This window comes from Glycocaulis albus (assembly GCF_014639075.1).
GTDB lineage: Bacteria > Pseudomonadota > Alphaproteobacteria > Caulobacterales > Maricaulaceae > Glycocaulis > Glycocaulis albus.
Map to the genome: position 1 here is coordinate 243,597 of NZ_BMFS01000003.1, position 20,037 is coordinate 263,633.

The following is a 20,037-nucleotide window of genomic DNA, read 5'->3' on the forward strand; positions in this document are numbered from 1 at the left end:
TGATCACATGGGGCGGCCGAGCTTTTCGATCAGCATGCGGCGCAGCTTGCGCATGCCGCCAACCCAGCGGTCGCGGTCCTGCCCCTTGGTGGCGACATAGCCGGGCGTGTTTTCGTGTGTCATGACGAGGAAGCGCCGGTCTTCCATGGCCTTGAGAAGTATCTGCGCGACCTCCTCCGCTTCGAGATAGCCGCCCAGCCCTTGCGCTCCGCCTTCAATGCCCTCCACCAGGGGCGTTCTGACCCCTTCCGGGCACAGGCAGTGGACGTTCAGCCCCTCATCACCATGGGTGATGGCCAGACACTCGGCAAAGGAAACGGCAGCGGCCTTGGTGGCTGAATAGGGCGCATCGCCGATCTGGGCGAGCAGGCCGGCGGCCGAGGCCGTTATCACGAAATGACCCTGCCGGGCGGCGATTTTGCGGGCAAGATGGCGCGCGGCAAACACGCTTCCCATGACGTTGACCTGCCAGCACAGGTTCCAGGCCGCGTTGGGCGCATCGCCTGCACCCCATCCCGGCCCGTCGGTCACGCCAAGGCCCGCATTGGAGATGTAGACATCAACCGGGCCCAGCGTACGCTCGACCTTGTTGATGAAGCGCACCAGGGCGGCCTCGTCGCCGACATTGACCGCCTCACCGACACCGCCAAGGGCCTTGCCTGCATCGGATGCGGCAGTGGCGTTCAGGTCGGCAATGGCGATGCGGGCGCCGCGCGCATGCAGGGCCTTTGCCACAGCAAGCCCGATACCGCTGGCGCCGCCCGTCACGATGGCCGTTTTGCCGCTCAGATCCATTTACTTTCTCCTAACTCTGGTCTGCAGTCAGACTAGACGGTGCAGGCCGGTTGGCAATCATGGCCGCCGGTGCCGGTCAGCTGCGGGCTGCTCCGGACTGTTTACGGTTGAGCAACCTTCCACCTATAGTGTTGTTCACTGAATCAGTTCACTGGATTTATTACATTGTCTGTTGAGTTCCAGCGTCTCGCAGCGCTGCGCGCCTGCGCCATACTCGATACAGAACCGCATCCGGCATTCGACTGCCTGACGCGTGCGGCAACGCTTGCGTTTGACGTGCCGATCTCGCTCATTTCCCTCGTTGACGCGGAGCGGCAGTGGTTCAAGTCGGCGCTCGGGGTCAATGTCCGTGAAACGGCCCGTTCCATCTCGTTCTGCAGCCATACCATTGAAGGGTTTGAACCCATGGTGGTTCCCGATGCTGCGCGGGACCGGCGCTTTGCCTGCAATCCGCTGGTAACGGGCGCGCCGCATGTGCGTTTTTACGCCGGTGCACCGCTTATCGAAGCGGATGGCTATGCGCTCGGCACGCTGTGCATTCTGGACACAAAGCCGCGTACACTGTCCGCCGGACAGCTGCGCCTGCTGGGACATATGGCTGACGCTGTCATGCACGCCATTGAGGCGCACCGGCAAAAGCTGGAGCTGAAGGAGCTGATGCGGCGGCTCAAAGGGCACAGCTCGGAGAGAGCCGCCGAAACGGTGGCGCGGCGGGCCTGAACCGCTTCAGGCCGCGGCAGACACTGTTGCGCCCACAATCGCGCAGACGATCAGGAGGGCTGCCTCATACTCCTCCACGCTGTGGGGCTTGCGCACGCTGGAGGCGACATTGGGAAACTGGCTGGAGGCCGGTCCCAGGCGCGAGACATCACCTGAAAACACGATGACGGGAATGGTCCGCCACTCAGGCGATTCCAGCAGGCGCTCCAGTATCCAGATTCCATCCTCACCGGGCAGGCGCAGATCCAGCACGACGCAGTCCGGCAGCGGGCCATCCGCCAGTTTTGCCAGTGCCTCGTGCCCGCTGGCGGCGCGCGCCACCGTGCACTCGGGCGATTTGCGTACCAGCATGCCGGCAAACAGTTCTGCTTCGGTATCGTCATCCTCGACCAGAAGTATGCGTGCCGGATGTGTGGTGCTGCCCATGGGTGATCCGCCCTGCAAGCCCTTTGAGCCAAGCCTAGGGGCGGAAGGCGCGTCCCGGCAATCCCTAATTGCGTGCTGCAGCGCGAATTCCGGCAGGATGCCGCCCGCGCTCAACGGCGCGGCGGCCAGACCCCGGGAAGCCGGGAAAGAATGGTGTCCCCGACAGGATTCGAACCTGTGGCCCCCAGATTAGGAATCTGATGCTCTATCCTGCTGAGCTACGGGGACACTGGCGCGGACATTAGCCAATGGCGCCCGGCCTGTCATGACGGATGTCGCACAGGCGCGGGCGGCCGACGCCCCGGCAGGCAATCTATTGCGGCAGGGTGAAGCTGTAGTCGTGACGGGAAAGCGGCTCCAGATTGCCTGTTTCGTAGGTATCGACCCGGACCTCGCCGCCCTCCAGCACAGTAAACACGCGATACATCGGCGTGTGGTGCGTTTCATCGGGTATCTTGGTGCGTTCCAGCGCCGGGATGTGAAGATAGTGGACGTGGCCGATCTGACGGGAGTGAACGGTCCGGTCCATGTCCATGTGCAAATCACCGGAAATCACGGCCGCAAGATTGGCCTGACCGACAACTTCCTGAAAACGCGGATTTTGAACCCCCTTGTCGGCGTCTTCCGGGTACACGCCTGCCTGGGCAGCATGAACGACCAGGAAGACGGGCCGCGGCGCGGCAGCCGCGATCTGCTCCACTATCCAGTCAATGCCGTCATCGTTGAAGTCCCGGCCAAAATCGGGAGAGGCGTGCACCATGACGACCGGCCCCGGATCACGCACATAGCTCGGTTCGGTAATGTCCGGATTCCACTGGCGGGCAAATTCGAGATAGCGCTCGACAGTGTCGTTATGCTCTTCATTGCCCATGATCGGATAAAATGGCCGGGTCAGTGATTGCAGGGCCGGCGTGACATTCTCGTACTGTATCCCGGTGCCCTTGTGGGCGATATCGCCTACCCCGACCACAAAATCGATACGCCCGGATTCCGCCAATGCATTGACGTCCACAACGGCCGCTTCCACGCCGGGAAACAGGGCGCACGGTTTGGGCTCGGCATCGCCCAGAACCGCGAAGCGGAGCAATACCGGGTCGTGGGCGTTGTCCTGCGCGACGGCTCCGCCCGCCAGTGCCAGCGCCGCGATGAGCGCGGCGGCAAATCCCTTGATCATCTTGCTTTCATTCCCTGAGTTGCGAAACCGGCCGGCAGCCGCACCAGACCTTGCCCGGTTTCTGTGACAGAGGCGTGAATCGGCGCTTCACTGCCGGAGCAGGGGCCAGATGCTGCCTCCCGTCATCAAACCGACGCGCATTCGTGACCCCGCCGTCATCGAAACATCACCAAGACTTCACCGATCCGTGACCGGCGTGTCACCGGGCCTGTGTCTAACGCCTCTGAACCGGATGCATGAGTGCAGCCCGGCTTTTTGACGTTATTCAGGGGGACTTCACCGATGACGATACGCAATCTGCGCCTGTCGGGCGTATCTGCAGCCGTGCTCGCACTTGGCCTCAGCGCGATGGGCGCCGATGCGCTTGCCCAGCATCAGCTCACCGGCCGTGTGGTCGATGAACGCGGCAATGGCCTTCCGGGCGCCCGTGTCAGCGTACCGGAGCTGGGCCTGACCACTTCGACCGACCGCCGTGGCGAGTTCACCTTCCTCTCCCTGCCTGCAGGCGAGGCCCGGCTCGAGGTCAGCTATCTCGGCCTGCCGCCTGGCGTAAGGGGTGTCAACATCTCGGCCAGCGACATCAATACGGTCACGTTCACGCTTGCCGACTCGGCCGATGGCGTGGAGCGTATCATCATCACCGGCCAGATCCTCGATTCGGCCGCGCGGGCCCTGAACCAGCAGCGCACCAATAATGCCACCACGAATATCGTGTCGGCTGACTCCATCGGCCGCTTCCCCGATGCCAATATCGCCGAGGCGCTTCAGCGCGTGCCGGGCTTTGCCGTGGCGCGCGACCAGGGCGAAGGCCGCTTCATCAATCTGCGTGGCGCGCCGGGCGATTTCACCGGCATTTCGGTGGACGGAGTGCAGATCGGATCGCCCGACCCGACCACACGCGCGGTCGATCTGGATACCATCCCGTCCGACATTGTCGCGGCGCTGGAAGTCTCCAAGACCCTTCTGCCCAACCAGGACGCGGATTCGATTGCCGGTTCGGTCAATCTGGTGACACGCTCGCCATTCGACCGGCCAGGCCTGAACATTTCCGGTCAGGCGGGTCTCAGCTATAACGAGTTCGGCGACGGCAATGACCGGCGCGCCTCGGGCACCATCTCCAACACATTTGGCAATGACCGTTTCGGCGCGCTGCTCTCGGCGAGCTATTCGCGCACTGACCGCCAGGTCGACAATATCGAATCCAGCTGGATTATCGAGGATGTGGCGGGTCAGGACGTGTTCCTGGTCGATGAGCAGGAGTTCAAGGACTATGACACGGTGCGCGAACGCACCGCGCTCACCGGCTCGCTGGAATTCCGCCCCGATGATGCAAACCGCTTCTTCCTTACGGGCAGCTATTCGCGCTTCCGCGATGATGAATTCCGCAACACGCTTCTCATCATCTATGCCGATGGCGATCTGCAGCCGGGCGCCACGGACGGCAATGCCACCTGGAACGAGTCGCGGATCGAGAAAGAGCTGCGCCACCGTATCGTGCAAAACGAGATCACCACGATACAGGTGGGCGGCGAACATCTGATCGGTGGCGGCGAACTGGATTACTCGCTCTCCTATGCACGCTCCGAACAGTTCAACCCGCGCCGTGCCCAGTTTCTGTTCCGCTCCTCGATCCGGCCGGATCTGAGCTATGACTTCTCGAACGCCGACAGCCCGGCCCTGTCGCTGTTCACGTCCGGCGAGCACCTGGACCTTTCCGGCTACGGGTTCCGCGAAAACGTGTTCCGCGGCCAGACGACCGAGCAGGACGAGATCGCCGCACGCATCAATTATGCTTTCAGCGGCTCCTTCCTTGCCAACCCCACCGAGTTCCGCACCGGCGCAGCCGTGCGCAGCCGTGAGGTCACCAACGATAATGAGCAGTATCGCGACCGCCGCGGCAGCGCCAACCCCGGCCAGCCGATCTCGGCCTTCCTGAGCACCGAGCGCTCGCAGAACTTCAGCTATTTCCTTGGCAACAAGTATGATCCGTCGGCTGTGACCGCTTACTGGAATGCCAATGAAGCCCAGTCTACGGACGCAGCCTCTCGCCGGGTGCCGCAATCCACCACGGCGGACTATGGTGCCGAAGAGCGCATTTATGCCGCCTACGGCATGGCGACGGTGGAAGCCGGGGCCACCCGGATCGTGGCAGGTGTGCGTGTGGAGCACACGCAGTTCGAGGGCTCCGCTCCCTTCATCGATGACAACGAGAATATCAGCATCAACCGCGTCAGCCGGGATTATACCAACTGGTTCCCGAACCTGACCGTGCGTCATGAGTTTTCCGACAATCTGATCGGCCGGGTCGCCCTGACTCGCGCGATCAGCCGTCCGCGCTATCAGGATGTGGTGCCGCGGGTGGAGGAAGGTGACCGCAGCTCGCTGCCGGTCAGTGTCAGCCGTGGCAATCCGGACCTGCGCGAGACCATGTCGAACAATTTCGATGCGGGCCTTGAATACTATTTCACCCCGCTCGGCCTCGCCGCGGTCAATGTGTTCTACAAGGATCTCGAGGACTATGAGTTCACCCTCGTCCGCAACGGGACGTATGACGGGCTCGCGGCAGAAATCTCGCAGGCGGAAAACGCGCCGGACGGGTATATCCGCGGCGTGGAGCTGACCTACCAGCAGCAATTCACCTTCCTGCCGGGCCTTCTGTCCAATACGGGCGTGTTGGCGAACTACACCTATACGGATGCGGAGATCACGCTGGCTTCGGCCATCTCGGGCAGCCGTACACGCATCCTGCCCGGTCAGTCGGATACGACGCTGAACCTTGCGGTCTTCTATGAAACCGAGCGTTTCAGTGCCCGCCTGTCCTGGAACGACCGCTCCGACTATCTCAATGAGGTCAATGGCGAGGATTCACGCCTCGACATTTACTGGGAAGGCCGCAGCCAGCTCGATTTCTCGGCCAGCTATGATGTGAATGAGCGGCTGGGCGTGTTCTTCGAAGCGAAGAACCTCACCAATACCGAAGGTGTGCGCTATGCGGGCGATCGCAGCCGCGTGATCGAGCGCGAGGCGTTCGGTTACACGCTGTTTGGCGGTCTGCGCTTCAACTTCTAGGGTACGAAACCGGCAGTTGGCCATGAAAGGGCGCGGGAAACCCCCGCGCCCTTTTTTGCTGTCCTGCGCCGGGTAACCGGCATGTGACTGGAAATTTGCGGCAACACGGCGCTATATGGTGTCCATGCGCGCTTTTATCGCCAGTCTTGTGGTTCTCGCCTTTGCCGTTACCGGCACGGCCAATTGCGCGCTGGCGCAACCGGCTGCCATACCGGCTGAAAACGCTGCGATGCCCGCCGCCCACCCGCCCTGTCACGAACCGGCGGGCGAAACAGTTCAGCCAGACCATGCCGCCGTTCACGGTGAAGATGACTGCACGGGTGGAGCCGCCTGCATTGATTGCGCCCTTGCCGCGGGCCTGACGGCGGATATGGACCCGGTCAGCGGGTTCGCCCTGCAGGGGGCGCCGCGCCTGTTTGTGGTCAAGACGGCCCGCACCGGGCCTATCGCGCACGACCCGCCCCCTCCCCGGGCCTGATCCTTTCCCTCGTATGACGGCGGGCGTCCCGCGCGCCGATGGAATGAATCAGACGGGAAGGACAATCTCTTGAAACAGTACGCAATTACGGCTGCAGCCCTGATGCTGGCTGTGGCGCTTGCGCCACCCGCGGCGCAGGCAAGGCCTGTCTCCTATGAGGGCGGGCGCACCTTCATCGCGGAGCACGACCGGAGCATGAGCTCTGTCTGGGCGCATTATACGCCGCATCACCGCTACTCGATCGGTTATCGCGGTGAATGGCATCGCGATGATGATCACGCCTTTCATGGCGCACAAGTCACGTGGCTCGCCAGGCGCTGGTTCGGCGAGGATTATCAGGCCAATCTCTATCTCTCGGGCGCTGCAGGCCTTGCCTATGGTGTAGACGATAACCCTGCCGGCACTGGACCCGCCGGGTCTCTGGGTGTCATGGCCGACTGGGAAACCCGCCGCTGGTTCGTCTCCTACATGGCCAGAGGTTTTTCCGGAGAGACGACCGGGCAATCGGCCATGCAGGCCGCGCGGCTGGGTGTCGCTCCTTACATCGCCAATTACGGGGCCTTGCACACCTGGCTGATGGTGCAGGTGGAGCACAATCCGGAAGCGGAAAACCCGGTGGGCGTGACGCCGCTGGTGCGCTTCTTCCAAGGGCCGCTCATGGCCGAAGCCGGCTGGTCCGTGACCGATGACCGGCCCTTCCTTCAACTTCAATACCGCTTCTGAGGCGGTTTCGCTTTCTGACGGAGAAAATCTCATGTTCATTCGTAAAGTCTCACTTGCCCTCGCCCTGTCGGTAATGCCCGCGCTGGCGGTCATGCCTGCGGCCACGGCTCAGGAGATCACGCTGTCCGATAGCCAGATCACGCCTGACATGCGTGCCGCGCTTGATGAAGGCGGTTCCCTGGTCGTTGTCGATGTGCTGGGCGCGGTGTGCGATTTCTGCGCCCTTGCCATGACACGCACATTCGAGCGCCGCGACGAGGTGGCCGCCGCGACGGTCGATCTCGACGCCAAGACACTCACCTTCGTTGTCCATGAAGGCCGGACGCTCGATGATGCCACCATTACGGACCTGATCCGCCGCGCGGGCTATCAGGCCAATGGCATCACCCGGCCGGAGGCCGTGTAATGCGGCTGGCCATTCGTGAGACAGGGGCGCCGGTGCTGGCGCTTTTCGCCAGCCTGTCGACGCTCATATGCTGTGCCCTGCCAGCCTTGCTGGTGACCATAGGAGCAGGCGCGGTGATGGCTGGGCTTGTGGCCAATGTGCCCGGGCTGGTTGCGTTTACCGCGTGGAAGGGGCCGCTGTTTGCCTTGTCGGGTGCATTGCTGCTCGGTGCGTTTGCCATGCGCTGGTTCACCCGTAACGCACCGTGCCCGGCTGATCCTAAGCAGGCGGCAGCGTGCACGCGCATGCGGCGCTGGGGCGGCATTGTGCTCGTTGTGGCGGCGATTGTCTGGACGGTCGGTTTCTTCTTTGCCTTCTTTGCTGCGTCGCTGTTTTTCTAGCGCCGTTACCCGTTTGCGCTTCACGCCGGTATTGTGTCCTGCAAGACTGGCGTGGAGCGGAAAAAGGGGTGGCCATGGGGTGGTGGCGATCAGGTGCAGCCGGGCTGGCGCTGGCCCTCGCGGCAGCATGTGGCGAGACTACGCCGCCTGCGGGTAGCGAGCCGGACATGCCCGGTGCGATTGCCGGTGGCGCACAGGCGCTGAGCGCTGACCGCCTCGTTGTGTGGACAGAGGGGCGGCGCGAGGAGGTGCGCCTTGCAGGCATAGCCGCGCCGCGTGCCGAACCGTCCGCTTCGCTGGCCCGTGAGGCTCTGCAGGCGCTTCTCGACCAGGCCGGTGAGGATTTGCGGCTGGAGCCTGCCGGGCCCGGCCGCAACCGGCATGGCACCCTGATAGCCGAAGCGTCCGGACCTCAAGGCAGCCTTCAGGATGCGCTGATCTCTCTGGGCTGGGTGATGACCGACAGCCATGGCGATCACACAGGGCCGACACCCTCACGCCTCGTCCTGGAGGAAGCGGCCCGCAATGCAGGCCTTGGCGCCTGGGCGCATCATGATCTCAGGGTGCACGGGACAGATCCCAATGCGCTGGCGCCCTGGCTCGACAGCGTGCAGATTGTCGAGGGGCGGGTCATCTCCACCGGTCAGGCGCGTGACGGGCGCATATATCTCAATTTCGGAACGGACTGGCGCACCGATTTCACTGTACAGGTGATGCGCCGTGACCAGCGCCGTTTCGAGGCGCAGGGGGTCGAACTGCGTGCGCTGGAAGGCGCCGTGGTGCGGGTGCGCGGATGGTTGTTCGAGGAGAACGGTCCGATGATCTCGCTCGATCACCCCGAGGCGCTTGAGATGGTCAATGCCCCCGAGCCCGCCCGCCTGCCGGGGCGGTGAGGGGGTCTAGCCCGCAGGAACCAGCCCGGCCTCTTCAGGATCGCCCACAATCTCGGTCAGGGATTTTTTCAGCTTCATCAGTGCCTGGTGTTCGATCTGGCGTACGCGCTCCTTGGAAATGCCGAGCTCCTCGCCGAGCTTTTCCAGCGTGACGGATTCCTCGGTGAGGCGGCGCTGGGTGATGATGTGGCGTTCGCGCTCGCTAAGCCGGCTCATGGCCTCACTGATCCAGCTCTGGCGTGCCGCTGTATCGCGCGCATCCATGACCGCTGCTTCCGGGTCGGGCCGTTCGTCAGCCAGCAAATCCTGCCACTCGCCTTCGCCTTCCTCGGTGAAGGGCGCATTCAGCGAGCGGTCAACGGCGGCCAGGCGGGCAGCCATGGCGTCGACATCGTCCTCACCCACTTTCAGTGCTTCGGCTACATAGGCGCGGTTTTCCGGCGTCAGGGCGCCCGAGCTGACATCGCTGATCAGGGCGCGCAGGCGGCGCAGATTGAAAAAGAGGGATTTCTGGGCCGCGGTCGTCCCCGTGCGCACGATCGACCAGTTGCGCAGCACATAGTCCTGTATGGAGGAGCGGATCCACCAGGTCGCATAGGTGGAAAAGCGCACGCCGCGTTCGGGCTCGAAGCGGGCCGCGGCCTGCATCAGGCCGATATTGCCCTCCTGCACCAGATCCGGGAAAGGCAGGCCGTACTGGCGGAAGCGCGCGGCCACCGCGATAACGAGGCGCATATAGGCGCTGGTCAGCTTGTGCAGGGCGCGCTCATCCCCTTCCTCGCGCCAGGCGGTCGCGAGCGCCAGCTCCTCCTCCCGCTCCAGCAGCGGTACGGCCATGGCCGCTTTCATGAACTGGCGGTCGGGGTCTGCGCTGCGGCGGGCAGGGGCTGGGCTGGGCATGGACGCTACTCCGTCAAGGCCGGCATCAGGTTTTCATCGGTCTTTACGGTGATGCCCCTTCACCGGATCACAAATATGCCTCATTTCGTGCAGGTCCGCCCCGCCGGCGGAGCAGGGACCGGTGCCGGTCTGTGGCCCGCAACAGAAAACGCCCCGCCGGTGAGGGCGGGGCGTTATTCATAATCTGCAAGAAAAAGCCGGAGCCTAGGCCGCTTTCTTCTGCAGCGAGGTCGACAGGATTTCGAGCGCCTTGTCGCGGTCCACCTTCTCGACGGCAGCAACCTCGCGGACCATCCGGTCGAGCGCGGACTCATAAAGCTGGCGCTCGGAATAGGAGGGTTCGGGCTGGTCTTCATGCCGGTGCAGGTCGCGTACGACCTCGGCGATGGAGATCAGGTCGCCGGAATTGATCTTGGCTTCATATTCCTGGGCGCGGCGGCTCCACATGGTGCGCTTGACCTTGGCCTTGCCGCGCAGGGTTTTCAGGGCGTCGGCCAGCACCTTGTCATTGGCCAGCGGACGCATGCCCGATGCGATGGCTTTGGCCGTAGGCACGCGCAGTGTCATCTTGTCCTGCTCGAAGGAAACGACATAGACCTCGATATCGAAGCCTGCCACGGTTTCCTTTTCCACCCCGGTCACGCGGCCTACGCCGTGTGCCGGATAGACGATGTAGTCACCTTTTTTGAAGGTCTTGTTGTCATTGGCGGTTTTCTTGGTCATCGACACTCTCTTGGCCAGCGCGCACGGACCTTCAGGGCTGATAATTGTCAACAGCACTCCCTCCGGTCGAAACCGGGGAAGTGATGATTAAGACAACAGATCAGATCAACGCAGTTTCCCTGAGGGGTCCGCTTCAGGCGCGGTTATCGAAGGCGCACAAGCTACCACAATCGTGACAGAAATTCAATTGCTGCGTTTGCGAATGTTTAACGAGTTCGCCACAATAGTAAAAACAAAGTTAATCGCCAGAGCCCGGCTTGTCGGAAAAGTATTTGTCGAGCTTGCCTGAAACCGTCTCAAATTCAGCGGCGTCGGCGGGCGGGTCCTTGCGGACGGTAATGTTCGGCCACGCAGCCGCATACTTTGAATTAAGCGCAAGCCACTTGCCGTCAGGATCATCTTCAGTGTCCGGCTTGATCGCTTCTACAGGACATTCCGGCTCGCACACGCCGCAGTCAATGCACTCGTCGGGATGAATGACGAGCATGTTCTCGCCTTCATAAAAGCAGTCGACCGGGCAGACTTCCACGCAGTCGGTGAACTTGCAGCGTATGCAGGCATCGGTGACGATATAGGTCATGACAGAGTCGGGTTTCCGGTTGGCGTGCGAGGCGGGCAGGCAGCGCGCCGGAGATGGAACCCGCAGCCGTGTTTGTCAATCACGGTCCTGCGATATCCAGCGTCCGGTATAATGTTCTCGCCTCTGATGCGGGCCCGCGGCGCTCGCCGACGGTGCAAACCTCGACGCGCAAGGGCGCAGGCTTTAGCGGCAGGGTGAGAATGTCTCCGGGCTGAATGGCGTGGGCCGGTTTGGTCAGGCGGAGGATCTGTCCATTGCGCTCCAGCCTGATACGGCCCTTTTCAATCAGGCCAGCCGCCAGGCCCCGCGATTTCACGAACCGCGCCCTGAAAAGCCAGACATCCAGGCGCACTTTCTGTACCGGCGCATCGTCCGGCAATGGCTGCGTCATGATGGTCCCGCCCGCTTTGCCCTGGAGGCTGCCTGCTGGCGGCGGGGCTTTCTGCTGCTGCGGGTGCGGGGTCTCGCCGCCGTCTGCGAGAGGTCCAGTTCGGCCAGCCTCGCAAAGGGGCTGAAGGCATCGGCAGGGGCGGCAGGGCGGGTCGTGCCTGCCGGCTTGCGGCGCGTCTTGCGGCGGGCGGCCCAGAGGTCTGGCGCTTCACCGCGGGCTTTTTGCACGCGAGTATAGCCAAGCGCGCGCACCACCTCCTCCAGCCCTGAGGCAGGAAGGCCCATAAGGGCCATCATGCTGTCATCCAGCGCGAACCAGCCGCGCGGATGCGCCTTGCGGGCCTCGCGAATGGCATCGGCCAGCCGTTCGAGCATGTCGATACGAACGGCCAGTGATCCGCAAACCAGATAGCCCGCCGATGCCATCTCGTTTGCGGAGCGGCCCGGCGGCGCGGTTACGCATACCCGTCCGGGTGCCGGACGGAAGCGCCCGTCCGCATCGCCGCTGTGCACGGCATGGAACAGCGTGTTGAGGCTGGCCGCGCGCGGCTTGAGCATGGCTGGCAGGAACACGGCGTGCTCGCCGATGCGGACCCCGGCACTGCGCAGCTGACGGCGCTCATGAGCGGAGAGCTGGGCGATGTCAGCGGCCAGCTCATGGCGGGGCATGGCGCCGCCGGCCTCGACAAGCCGCCAGCCAATTCCGCGCGCCAGCCCGTCAAGACCGCAGGCGGCTCCGGTCCGCAGTTTTAGCGCCAGAAGGCCCTCCAGATGGGTCGCGGCCTCGTCCGCCACATGACGCTGCAGGCGCTGGACTGCGCGGGTAACCGCTTCGGGCGCTCCCAGCTCGCCGCCAACCAGCACGACATCCGGGTTCAGCCGGTCAGCCGACCGGGCCAGCTTTCCTGTCCGCTCGCCCTGCCAGACCAGATAGCCATCGCTGTCCAGCTCCAGATCGGCGGCCTCGGCCCGCGCAAGCGCGCCGAGGCGGCGATTGATTTCCGGCCGGACGGCTTTCAGCGCGGCGCCGGTGACCGCGCGCTGCGCCAGCGGGCCGCCCGCATTGTCGGCGGCAAAGCGCAGGCCTTTCAACCGGCCGACGAAATGGCCTTCCACGGTCACCTCGCCGCGATGGTCCACCCCCGCTGCCAGATCGGCCTTCTCGCGCAGGCCGCGGACCAGCGCCGATGTGCGCCGGTCGATGAAGCGGGTCATCAGGGCCTCGTGCAGAGCGTCGGAGAGGGCATCCTCCACCTCGCGCGTGCGCGCCTGCCAGTGTGCGGGATCCCTTGTCCAGCCGGGCCGGTTGGCCGCATAGGCCCAGGTGCGCACATGGGCGAGGCGCTGGGACAGGACAGCCACATCGCCCGCCGTGCCGGCGACCCGCGCGAGCTGGCCATCTAGCCAGGCATCGGGCAGCACGCCCTCGCGGCTCATCAGATAGGCATAGATCTGGCGGGCGAGGCGGGCATGTTCGTCCACGGTTGTCTTGCGGAAATCGGGTATGCGGCACACATCCCACAATGTTGTCAGACCGCCCTGCGCCCGTGTCCAGCCGCGCACCTCACCGTCTGAACTCAGGGTTTCGAGCACCTGCTCGTCCAGCGCGCCGCGCACGCGCTCCAGCCCTTTGGCCGGGGATGGTCTTGCCAGCGAATTGCGCAAGGCTTCCAGCGAGGAAAAGTCCAGCGCGCCATTGCGCCAGGTGAGCTTGGTGACCGGGGCAAATTCGTGGTTCTCGACCGCCTGGATGGTCTCGGCGTCGAGCGCGCGCGCGTCGCCGGTCTCGCCGAATGTGCCATCAGAGCGGAAGCGGCCTGCGCGCCCTGCAATCTGGCCGATCTCGTCGGGACGCAGACGCCGGCGGCGATGGCCATCAAATTTGGAGAAGGCGGCAAAGGCGACATGGTCGACATCCATGTTGAGCCCCATGCCAATGGCGTCGGTGGCGATGAGATAATCGACTTCGCCTGACTGGTAGAGCTCTACTTGCGCATTGCGGGTGCGCGGGGAGAGCGCGCCCATCACCACAGCGGCGCCGCCGCGCTGGCGGCGTATCAGCTCTGCAATGGCGTACACATCTTCTGCCGAGAAGGCGACGATGGCTGAGCGGCGCGGCAGCTTGCCGAGCTTTTTCGGTCCGGAATAGGTCAGGGTGGAAAAGCGCTCGCGTTCCACTCTTTGCGCGTCGGGCACCAGCCGGGAGAGCATGGGCGCCATGGTGGACGCGCCCAGAAGCATGGTCTCCTCGGAGCCGCGCGCATGCAGAAGCCGGTCGGTGAAGACATGGCCGCGGTCCGGGTCAGCGGCGAGCTGTATCTCGTCAATGGCCAGGAAGGCGGGCTTCAGATCGAGCGGCATGGCCTCGACCGTACACAGAAAATAGCGCGCGCTTTTCGGCACGATCTTTTCCTCGCCGGTGATGAGGGCAGCGGAGCCTGGCCCCCTGGCCTTGACCACGCGATCATAAAGTTCGCGGGCAAGCAGGCGCAAAGGCAGGCCCATCACACCGGAGGACCGCCCCAGCATGCGTGTCAGGGCAAGATGGGTCTTACCGGTATTGGTGGGGCCCAGAACGGCCGTGATCTCGCCTTGCGTGCGCATGCCGCCTCGCTTTCACGCCCCAAGATAGGGTGTAGCGGGGACGGGTTTAAGGGGCGATGGCAGGCATGGTTTTTGGCATCATTTGGTGCTAGCATGCGTTCATCCAGGGAGATCAGCCATGCGCGCGACCGTAAATCTCGACGATCAGCTGCTCGAGAAGGCTGCGAAGCTCACCGGCATTGAAGAGCGCGCCGCCCTTGTCCGCGAAGCGTTCAAGGCGCTGATCGAGCGTGAGAGCGCGCGCCGCCTGGCCCGTCTGGGCGGGACGCAGCCGGACCTGCGGCCCGTTCCCCGGCGGCAGGGCGAACCTGCTTGATCCTCGTCGACACATCGGTGTGGGTTGACCATCTGCGTTCCGGCGAACCGCATCTGGCTGGCCTGCTGATGAAGGGGCAGGCCGTGTGCCATCCCTTCATCATCGGTGAGCTGGCGCTGGGCAATCTGGCTGACCGGGCGGACATTCTGGCTGATCTGGAAAACCTGCCCGCCGTGCCGCAAGCATCGGACGGCGAAGTGCTCCGCCTTATTGATGCGTACAGCCTTGCTGGCAGTGGTATCGGCTATTTGGATGCCCATCTTGCGGCGTCGGCAAAGCTGGGAGCGTTGCAGGGCTTATGGACCCGCGACAAGCGTCTGGCGCGGGTCCTTGACCGGCTCGGCCTGGCTGTGGATTTCGCCTAGCCGCCCACGCGCAGATGCGTGGCGCTTATGGTGAGATTGCCGATGCGGGTATTGGCGCGGTAGCGCACCGGAACCCAGATATCACCCTGCTGCGCGAGCCACATCACGACCGGACGGGCCGTATCGTCCTCGGTCGGGCGCTTGCCTTCCTCATAGCCGCTGATCGGCTCGACATAAGCACGGCACACCAGTGCCGCGCCGCGGTAGGCGCGCGTCGACACATCCGACATGCCGCCATTTTCCAGCCGCAGGTTATAGCGTGCGCGCCCGTCAAAGATCGGCACGCGGCCCGAACAGGGCTCGCCATTGGCAGCCATTGGGGCCGTCAGCATCATGTTGAGAATGCCCGAAATCGGGTCGATGGCGCCGGTGCGGTCTTCATCGCTGGCCGCCGGATCCCCCATGGAGCCGAAAGGCGGGTTGATGTCGGGCACGGCCATGCCGCCGACGAAGTTCACTGCCACGATGCGGCCCTTGCCGCTGGCATGGTTGAGGTGCTGGTAACGCCAGGGATCAAGCCCGTCCTCACGCACATAACCCGATACGCCTGCCTCGATATTGGTATCGTCAAACCAGCGCAGGAGGCCGCCGGACTGGAAGGTGGCGGTGGCAGAATAGGTCTCGCCCGGCCAGACGGCATTAATGGAGATATTGGCCACCGGAATCATCAGATAGGAGCCGGAATACTGCACGAACAGGCTGTCGGGCGGGGCTGCCAGCCGTTCGCCGGTATCCGCGCTCGCCGGCAAGGCAGGCAGAACAGCAAGAGCCGTCATGGCCAGAAGGGCTTTCATTCGCATCAGGGTCGCTCCAGCAGGGTCGTTTGACCGGTATTCTATCGCGTTCATGACCTGTCTGCACGATGAACGCGGCAGCGGTGTGGCACAGCTTGCACATGACGCTGCCATATACAGGCCCGGCTTGACGTATCAGGCCCTCTCGGCTAACACCCGCGCTCCCGCGCCGGAGGCTTCTTCGGCGTGCACCGTATTCCTGAACGCGACTTTGCAAGAAAAGGTGGAAGCCATGGCGCGCCGCTGCGAACTGACCGGGACCGGCCCGATGTCCGGCAACAACGTGTCCCACGCCAACAACAAGACCCGCCGGCGCTTCCTGCCGAACCTGATCGATGTCACGCTGGCGTCGGAGGCTCTGGGCCGCGCGTTCAAATTCCGCATCGCGGCGAAAGCCCTGCGCAGCGTTGACCATGTGGGCGGGCTCGATCCGTTCCTCCTGAAAGCCCGCGACGAGAACCTGTCGGCTGGCGCGCTGAAAGTGAAGCGCGAGCTGAAAAAGGCCCAAGGCGAAGCGGCGGCCTAAGCCCTCCCTTCCTGCCTTAGAAAGATCAAGCGCCCGTCTCGATTGAGGCGGGCGTTTTCTTTTTGCCGCCAACCGGCCTAGCTTGCTCCTTCAAGCGCTTGCAGGAGGGCAGCATGATCCGCACCACAACACTCATGACAATCGTTTCTGCGGGCCTTCTGGCGGGCTGTAATGGCACGTCCGGTGATGATGCCGCCAGTACCGTGGCGGCGGAACGCATTTTCACAGGCGGCACCATCCATACCGGGCTGGGCGATACGGTGGAGGCCGTCGCCGTGCGCGATGGCCGCATAGTCTATGCAGGCGATGGCGCAGGGCTGGCAGGGTTTGAAGGCAGCGATACCCAGACCGTCGATCTGGACGGCGCCACCATGTTTCCGGGCTTTACCGACTCCCATGCCCATCTTATCGGGATTGGCCAGCGCGAGCGCACGCTGAATCTCGAGGAGACGGCCTCGATCGCCGATCTGCAGGCCCGGGTCTTGGCCTATGCCGAAACCAACAGCGAAGGCGTGGTGTTCGGGCGCGGCTGGATCGAGACGCACTGGCCGGAGGCGCGCTTTCCGAGTGCCGCTGATCTTGACGCGGTGGTCTCTGACCGGCCCGTCATCCTGATCCGCGCCGATGGGCATGCGCTGGTGGCCAACAGTGCCGCGATTGAAGCAGCTGGCGTCACCGATGCCACGCCTGATCCCGAAGGCGGGGCGATATTGCGTGATGAGGATGGCCGGGCGACCGGCATGATCATCGACACTGCCATGGCCCCGTTCCGCGCGCTTTTGGGTGAACCCTCCGAGGCTGAACGGGTGGAGATTTACGCCGCCGCCGCGCGCGTGATGGCAAGTTATGGCTGGACGGGCGTCCATGATATGAGCGTGCCCTACGGCGATGTGACAATCCTGGAACGGCTCGCCGATGAAGGCCGCCTGCCGCTTCGCGTGCATGTCTCCGCCAATCCGGGTGATTATGAAGATGTCGCGGCCAATGCTCCGCGCCGCCATGAGAGCGGACGGGTCACCGCGCGCGCGGTGAAGCTCTATGCAGACGGCGCGTTGGGCTCTCGCGGCGCCGCGCTCATCAACCCTTATTCTGACGATCCGGCGAACCGTGGCCTGATGCTCATGCAGGCCGACGCGGCGGGCGCGATGATGGATGATGCCCTGCGTGACGGGGTGCAGCTGGCCATCCACGCCATTGGCGATCTGGGCAATCGCTCTGTGCTGGACTGGGTGGAGGCCGCTTATGCCCGTGTGCCGGTGGAGGAACGCGCGATTGCGCAGCCCCGCTGGCGCATCGAGCATACGCAAGTGGTCAGCCCCACGGACCTGCCACGTATTGCCGAGCTGGGCTTAATCGCCTCCATGCAGCCCTCCCACGCCATTGGTGATCTGCACTTTGCGCCTGCGCGGCTTGGCCTGCAGCGCCTGTCAGGGGCCTATGCGTGGCAGGACATCATGGATAGCGGTGCGGTGATCGCGGGCGGGTCTGATGCGCCCGTTGAGCGCGGGGAGGCGCGTATCGAGTTCTATGCCGCCACTGTGAGGCGCGATCTCGACGGGTTTGCCGACCCTCAGACCTGGCACCTCGAACAGGCCTTAAGCCGGGAGGACGCGCTGCGCCTGTTTACCGTGAATGCCGCCCATGCCGCCTTCCGCGAGGACGAGCTTGGCGTGATTGCACCGGGCATGCTCGCCGATTTCTCTGTCTTCGATATGGATCTGATGACGGCCGATGATCTCGATCTGCGCCACGCCCGGCCCGTGATGACGGTGATCGGCGGAGAGATCGTCTGGCAGGCGGAGTGAAGCGGGCCTAACGCACACCACGCCCCGTATCCGCGCTGACGGCGCGCTTCAGTGCAGACAGGCCATCGCCTGAAGGCTTGGGCTGTTGCTGGCGCGGCTCGCCCTTGGCGCGGCCGCGCGGCTTCTCGTCAAACAGGCTGGCGAGCTGATCGGTCATCGCCCCGGCGAGCTGCTCCACATCGACAATGGTGACAGCGCGCTTGTAATAGCGGGTCACGTCGTGGCCGATGCCGATGGCGAGGAGTTCCACCTCGGAACGCGTCTCGATATGGCGGATCATCTCGCGCAGATGTTTTTCCAGATAGGCGGGTGAATTGGCCGACTGGGTACCGTCATCGACCGGTGCGCCATCTGAGATGACCATCAATATGCGGCGCTGTTCGGGCCGCGCCAGAAGGCGCTTCCACGCCCATTGCAACGCCTCGCCGTCGATATTCTCTTTCAGGAGGCCATCGCGCAGCATCAGTCCCAGATTGTTGCGCGTGCGCCGCCAGGGCGCATCCGCCCCCTTGTAGATGATATGACGCAGATCATTCAGGCGCCCCGGATTTGGCGGCTTGCCGGCGGCCAGCCAGTCTTCCTTGGAGCGTCCGCCCTTCCATGCGCGGGTGGTAAAGCCCAGAATCTCGGTCTTCACCCCGCAGCGCTCCAGCGTACGGGCCAGAATGTCGGCGCAGGCCGCCGCCACGAGGATCGGCCGCCCGCGCATGGAGCCGGAATTGTCGATGAGAAGCGTCACGATGGTGTCGCGGAACTCGGTATCGGTCTCCTGCTTGAAGGAGAGCGGCAACATCGGGTCCATGATGACGCGCGGCAGGCGGGCGGGATCGAGTATCCCCTCTTCCTGGTCGAAGGCCCATGACCGGCTCTGCTGGGCCATGAGCTTGCGCTGCAGCCGGTTGGCGAGGCGCCCGACCGCGCCTTCAAGCCCTTTGAGGTGCTGGTCGAGCGTGCGCCGCAGGCGGGCCAGCTCCTCGCCCTCGCACAGCGTGTCGGCACCGATCACCTCGTCATGGCGGGTGGTGAACACCTTGTAGGCATTGGGATCATCGCCGCGTGGCGGCACCCAGTTCGGCCGGGCGGCCTCCATGGTGTCGCCGGGCTCGTCCTCGGCATCAATGCGGGTCTGGCTGTCCTCTGCAAAGGAAATGTCTTCCTCGTCAGCGGCCGTGCCGGACGCGTCGGAGCGCTCCTGGCTGTCTTCGCCCTCGCTGCCCTCATCATCGTCGCTATCGCCGTCTTCGGGCGGGTTTTCGAGACCGGAATCCTCCGTCTCCTCGTTCTGGTCCTCTTCCGCCTCGTCACCCAGCTCGTCAGCGAGATCCAGATCGCGGATCACCTCGCGCAGGGCTTTTGCAAAGGCGCGCTGGTCCTGTGCAGCTTCGGCCAGCTGGTCCAGCGCCTCTCCGGCGGCGGCTTCAATATCCTCGCGCCAGACCTTCATCACGCCCTTGGCGGCGTCGGACGTAGCGGCGCCGGTTATGCGCTCGCGCACCAGCATGGCCAGCGCTTCGGACAAGGGGGCGTTCTGGCGATCCTCGGCCTGCTGGAAACCGGAGCGCTGGTAGCGTTCCTCCAGCATGGCATTGATGTTTTCGCCCACGCCCTTCATGGCGCGTGCGCCCAGGGCCTCGCAGCGTGCCTGCTCCACCGCATCGAATATGCGGCGCGCCTCGCTGCCGGGCGGCAGGGCTTGCGCATGGGCATCAATGTCATGCAAGGCGCGCTTCAATGCCAGCGCATCGGCCTTGCCGCGCAGGCGGGCGGCCTCCAGGGCACCTGGTTCTGGCGACAGGGCGGGCAGGATTGCCTTGTTACCGTTCAGCGCCGCCGTATCGCCCGAGAACGCCACCTCCAGCTCCCGGTCGCGCGCCATGGCCCGCGTTGCGGCGGTGAGCGCGCGCTTGAAGGTTTCAGATGGTGTATCGGAGGAAGAGGTCATGGCCTCTAAACTAGAGGGGCTGCGCCGC

General features: G+C 64.1%; 21 protein-coding genes and 1 tRNA gene. 11 read left to right on the plus strand and 11 right to left on the minus strand.

Translation table 11 applies throughout. From position 1 onward, the window contains the following. Window positions 1–3: 3 nt before the first annotated feature. Window positions 4–795 carry an SDR family oxidoreductase gene (locus IEV75_RS05140; protein ID WP_188451473.1) on the minus strand — a complete coding sequence of 264 codons (792 nt, stop codon included), beginning with the start codon at window positions 793–795 and terminating at the stop codon, window positions 4–6. Window positions 796–960: 165 nt separating this feature from the next. Here IEV75_RS05140 and IEV75_RS05145 point away from each other — a divergent pair, with 165 nt between their 5' ends. Then, window positions 961–1,515: a GAF domain-containing protein gene (locus IEV75_RS05145; RefSeq protein ID WP_217979834.1), complete on the plus strand. Its 555-nt coding sequence runs from the start codon at window positions 961–963 to the stop codon at window positions 1,513–1,515. A 6-nt stretch (window positions 1,516–1,521) separates the two neighbouring features. Here the strand turns inward: IEV75_RS05145 and IEV75_RS05150 are convergent, their stop codons facing one another. The 3 genes from IEV75_RS05150 to IEV75_RS05160 all read right to left on the minus strand — a co-directional run bounded on the left by IEV75_RS05150 (window position 1,522) and on the right by IEV75_RS05160 (window position 3,115). Beyond that, the gene (locus tag IEV75_RS05150) at window positions 1,522–1,941 is read right to left on the minus strand and encodes a response regulator (protein ID WP_188451474.1); all 420 of its coding nucleotides are present in this window, start codon (window positions 1,939–1,941) and stop codon (window positions 1,522–1,524) included. Between the two features lie 151 nt (window positions 1,942–2,092). Beyond that, a tRNA-Arg gene (locus tag IEV75_RS05155) sits at window positions 2,093–2,169 on the minus strand. Window positions 2,170–2,254: 85 nt separating this feature from the next. After that, window positions 2,255–3,115, minus strand: coding sequence for a metallophosphoesterase family protein (locus IEV75_RS05160; RefSeq protein ID WP_188451475.1), 861 nt, complete (start codon window positions 3,113–3,115; stop codon window positions 2,255–2,257). Window positions 3,116–3,397: 282 nt separating this feature from the next. Between IEV75_RS05160 and IEV75_RS05165 the strand changes: the two genes are divergently transcribed. The 6 genes from IEV75_RS05165 (at window position 3,398) to IEV75_RS05190 (ending at window position 9,064) form a co-directional block, all read left to right on the plus strand. Next, the gene (locus IEV75_RS05165; RefSeq protein ID WP_233351754.1) at window positions 3,398–6,184 is read left to right on the plus strand and encodes a TonB-dependent receptor; all 2,787 of its coding nucleotides are present in this window, start codon (window positions 3,398–3,400) and stop codon (window positions 6,182–6,184) included. A 124-nt stretch (window positions 6,185–6,308) separates the two neighbouring features. Then, window positions 6,309–6,662: a hypothetical protein gene (locus IEV75_RS05170; RefSeq protein ID WP_188451476.1), complete on the plus strand. Its 354-nt coding sequence runs from the start codon at window positions 6,309–6,311 to the stop codon at window positions 6,660–6,662. A gap of 69 nt (window positions 6,663–6,731) precedes the next feature. Beyond that, the gene (locus IEV75_RS05175) at window positions 6,732–7,385 is read left to right on the plus strand and encodes a hypothetical protein (protein WP_233351755.1); all 654 of its coding nucleotides are present in this window, start codon (window positions 6,732–6,734) and stop codon (window positions 7,383–7,385) included. Between the two features lie 31 nt (window positions 7,386–7,416). Then, entirely contained in the window at window positions 7,417–7,791 is a 375-nt protein-coding gene (locus IEV75_RS05180; RefSeq protein WP_188451477.1) for a heavy-metal-associated domain-containing protein, read from the plus strand. Next, a complete protein-coding gene (locus IEV75_RS05185; RefSeq protein WP_188451478.1) occupies window positions 7,791–8,171 on the plus strand; it encodes a hypothetical protein in 381 nt (126 codons plus the stop codon). Before IEV75_RS05180 ends, IEV75_RS05185 begins: the two co-directional genes overlap by 1 nt. Window positions 8,172–8,245: 74 nt before the next feature. Next, entirely contained in the window at window positions 8,246–9,064 is an 819-nt protein-coding gene (locus tag IEV75_RS05190; RefSeq protein ID WP_188451479.1) for a thermonuclease family protein, read from the plus strand. Window positions 9,065–9,070: 6 nt separating this feature from the next. Here IEV75_RS05190 and IEV75_RS05195 read toward each other — a convergent pair whose 3' ends face one another. The 5 genes from IEV75_RS05195 to IEV75_RS05215 all read right to left on the minus strand — a co-directional run bounded on the left by IEV75_RS05195 (window position 9,071) and on the right by IEV75_RS05215 (window position 14,261). Then, on the minus strand, window positions 9,071–9,964 hold the full coding sequence (locus tag IEV75_RS05195; RefSeq protein ID WP_188451480.1) for an RNA polymerase factor sigma-32: 894 nt from the start codon (window positions 9,962–9,964) through the stop codon (window positions 9,071–9,073). 204 nt (window positions 9,965–10,168) lie between these two features. Next, window positions 10,169–10,687: a CarD family transcriptional regulator gene (locus IEV75_RS05200; RefSeq protein WP_188451481.1), complete on the minus strand. Its 519-nt coding sequence runs from the start codon at window positions 10,685–10,687 to the stop codon at window positions 10,169–10,171. 238 nt (window positions 10,688–10,925) lie between these two features. Continuing rightward, window positions 10,926–11,267, minus strand: coding sequence for a ferredoxin FdxA (gene fdxA / locus IEV75_RS05205; RefSeq protein ID WP_188451482.1), 342 nt, complete (start codon window positions 11,265–11,267; stop codon window positions 10,926–10,928). Window positions 11,268–11,346: 79 nt separating this feature from the next. Next, complete coding sequence (locus IEV75_RS05210) at window positions 11,347–11,658, minus strand: RNA-binding S4 domain-containing protein (RefSeq protein ID WP_188451483.1); 312 nt, start codon at window positions 11,656–11,658, stop codon at window positions 11,347–11,349. Beyond that, on the minus strand, window positions 11,655–14,261 hold the full coding sequence (locus IEV75_RS05215; protein ID WP_188451484.1) for a helicase-related protein: 2,607 nt from the start codon (window positions 14,259–14,261) through the stop codon (window positions 11,655–11,657). The genes IEV75_RS05210 and IEV75_RS05215 overlap by 4 nt, the downstream gene beginning before the upstream one ends. A gap of 118 nt (window positions 14,262–14,379) precedes the next feature. On the opposite strand from IEV75_RS05215, the gene IEV75_RS05220 reads away from it, so the two are divergent. Both IEV75_RS05220 and IEV75_RS05225 read left to right on the plus strand, forming a co-directional pair. Then, entirely contained in the window at window positions 14,380–14,577 is a 198-nt protein-coding gene (locus IEV75_RS05220) for a type II toxin-antitoxin system VapB family antitoxin (RefSeq protein WP_188451485.1), read from the plus strand. Further along, the gene (locus IEV75_RS05225) at window positions 14,574–14,942 is read left to right on the plus strand and encodes a type II toxin-antitoxin system VapC family toxin (protein WP_188451486.1); all 369 of its coding nucleotides are present in this window, start codon (window positions 14,574–14,576) and stop codon (window positions 14,940–14,942) included. The genes IEV75_RS05220 and IEV75_RS05225 overlap by 4 nt, the downstream gene beginning before the upstream one ends. On the opposite strand, the gene IEV75_RS05230 is transcribed toward IEV75_RS05225, so the two are convergent. Continuing rightward, window positions 14,939–15,742: a DUF3108 domain-containing protein gene (locus IEV75_RS05230; RefSeq protein ID WP_233351756.1), complete on the minus strand. Its 804-nt coding sequence runs from the start codon at window positions 15,740–15,742 to the stop codon at window positions 14,939–14,941. The genes IEV75_RS05225 and IEV75_RS05230 overlap by 4 nt on opposite strands. A gap of 226 nt (window positions 15,743–15,968) precedes the next feature. Here IEV75_RS05230 and rpmB point away from each other — a divergent pair, with 226 nt between their 5' ends. Together rpmB and IEV75_RS05240 are read left to right on the plus strand one after the other, a co-directional pair. Then, a complete protein-coding gene (gene rpmB / locus IEV75_RS05235; RefSeq protein ID WP_127565059.1) occupies window positions 15,969–16,262 on the plus strand; it encodes a 50S ribosomal protein L28 in 294 nt (97 codons plus the stop codon). Between the two features lie 113 nt (window positions 16,263–16,375). Then, a complete protein-coding gene (locus IEV75_RS05240) occupies window positions 16,376–18,067 on the plus strand; it encodes an amidohydrolase (RefSeq protein WP_188451487.1) in 1,692 nt (563 codons plus the stop codon). A gap of 7 nt (window positions 18,068–18,074) precedes the next feature. Here IEV75_RS05240 and cobT read toward each other — a convergent pair whose 3' ends face one another. Further along, window positions 18,075–20,009, minus strand: coding sequence for a cobaltochelatase subunit CobT (gene cobT, locus IEV75_RS05245; RefSeq protein WP_188451488.1), 1,935 nt, complete (start codon window positions 20,007–20,009; stop codon window positions 18,075–18,077). Window positions 20,010–20,037 lie beyond the last annotated feature (28 nt).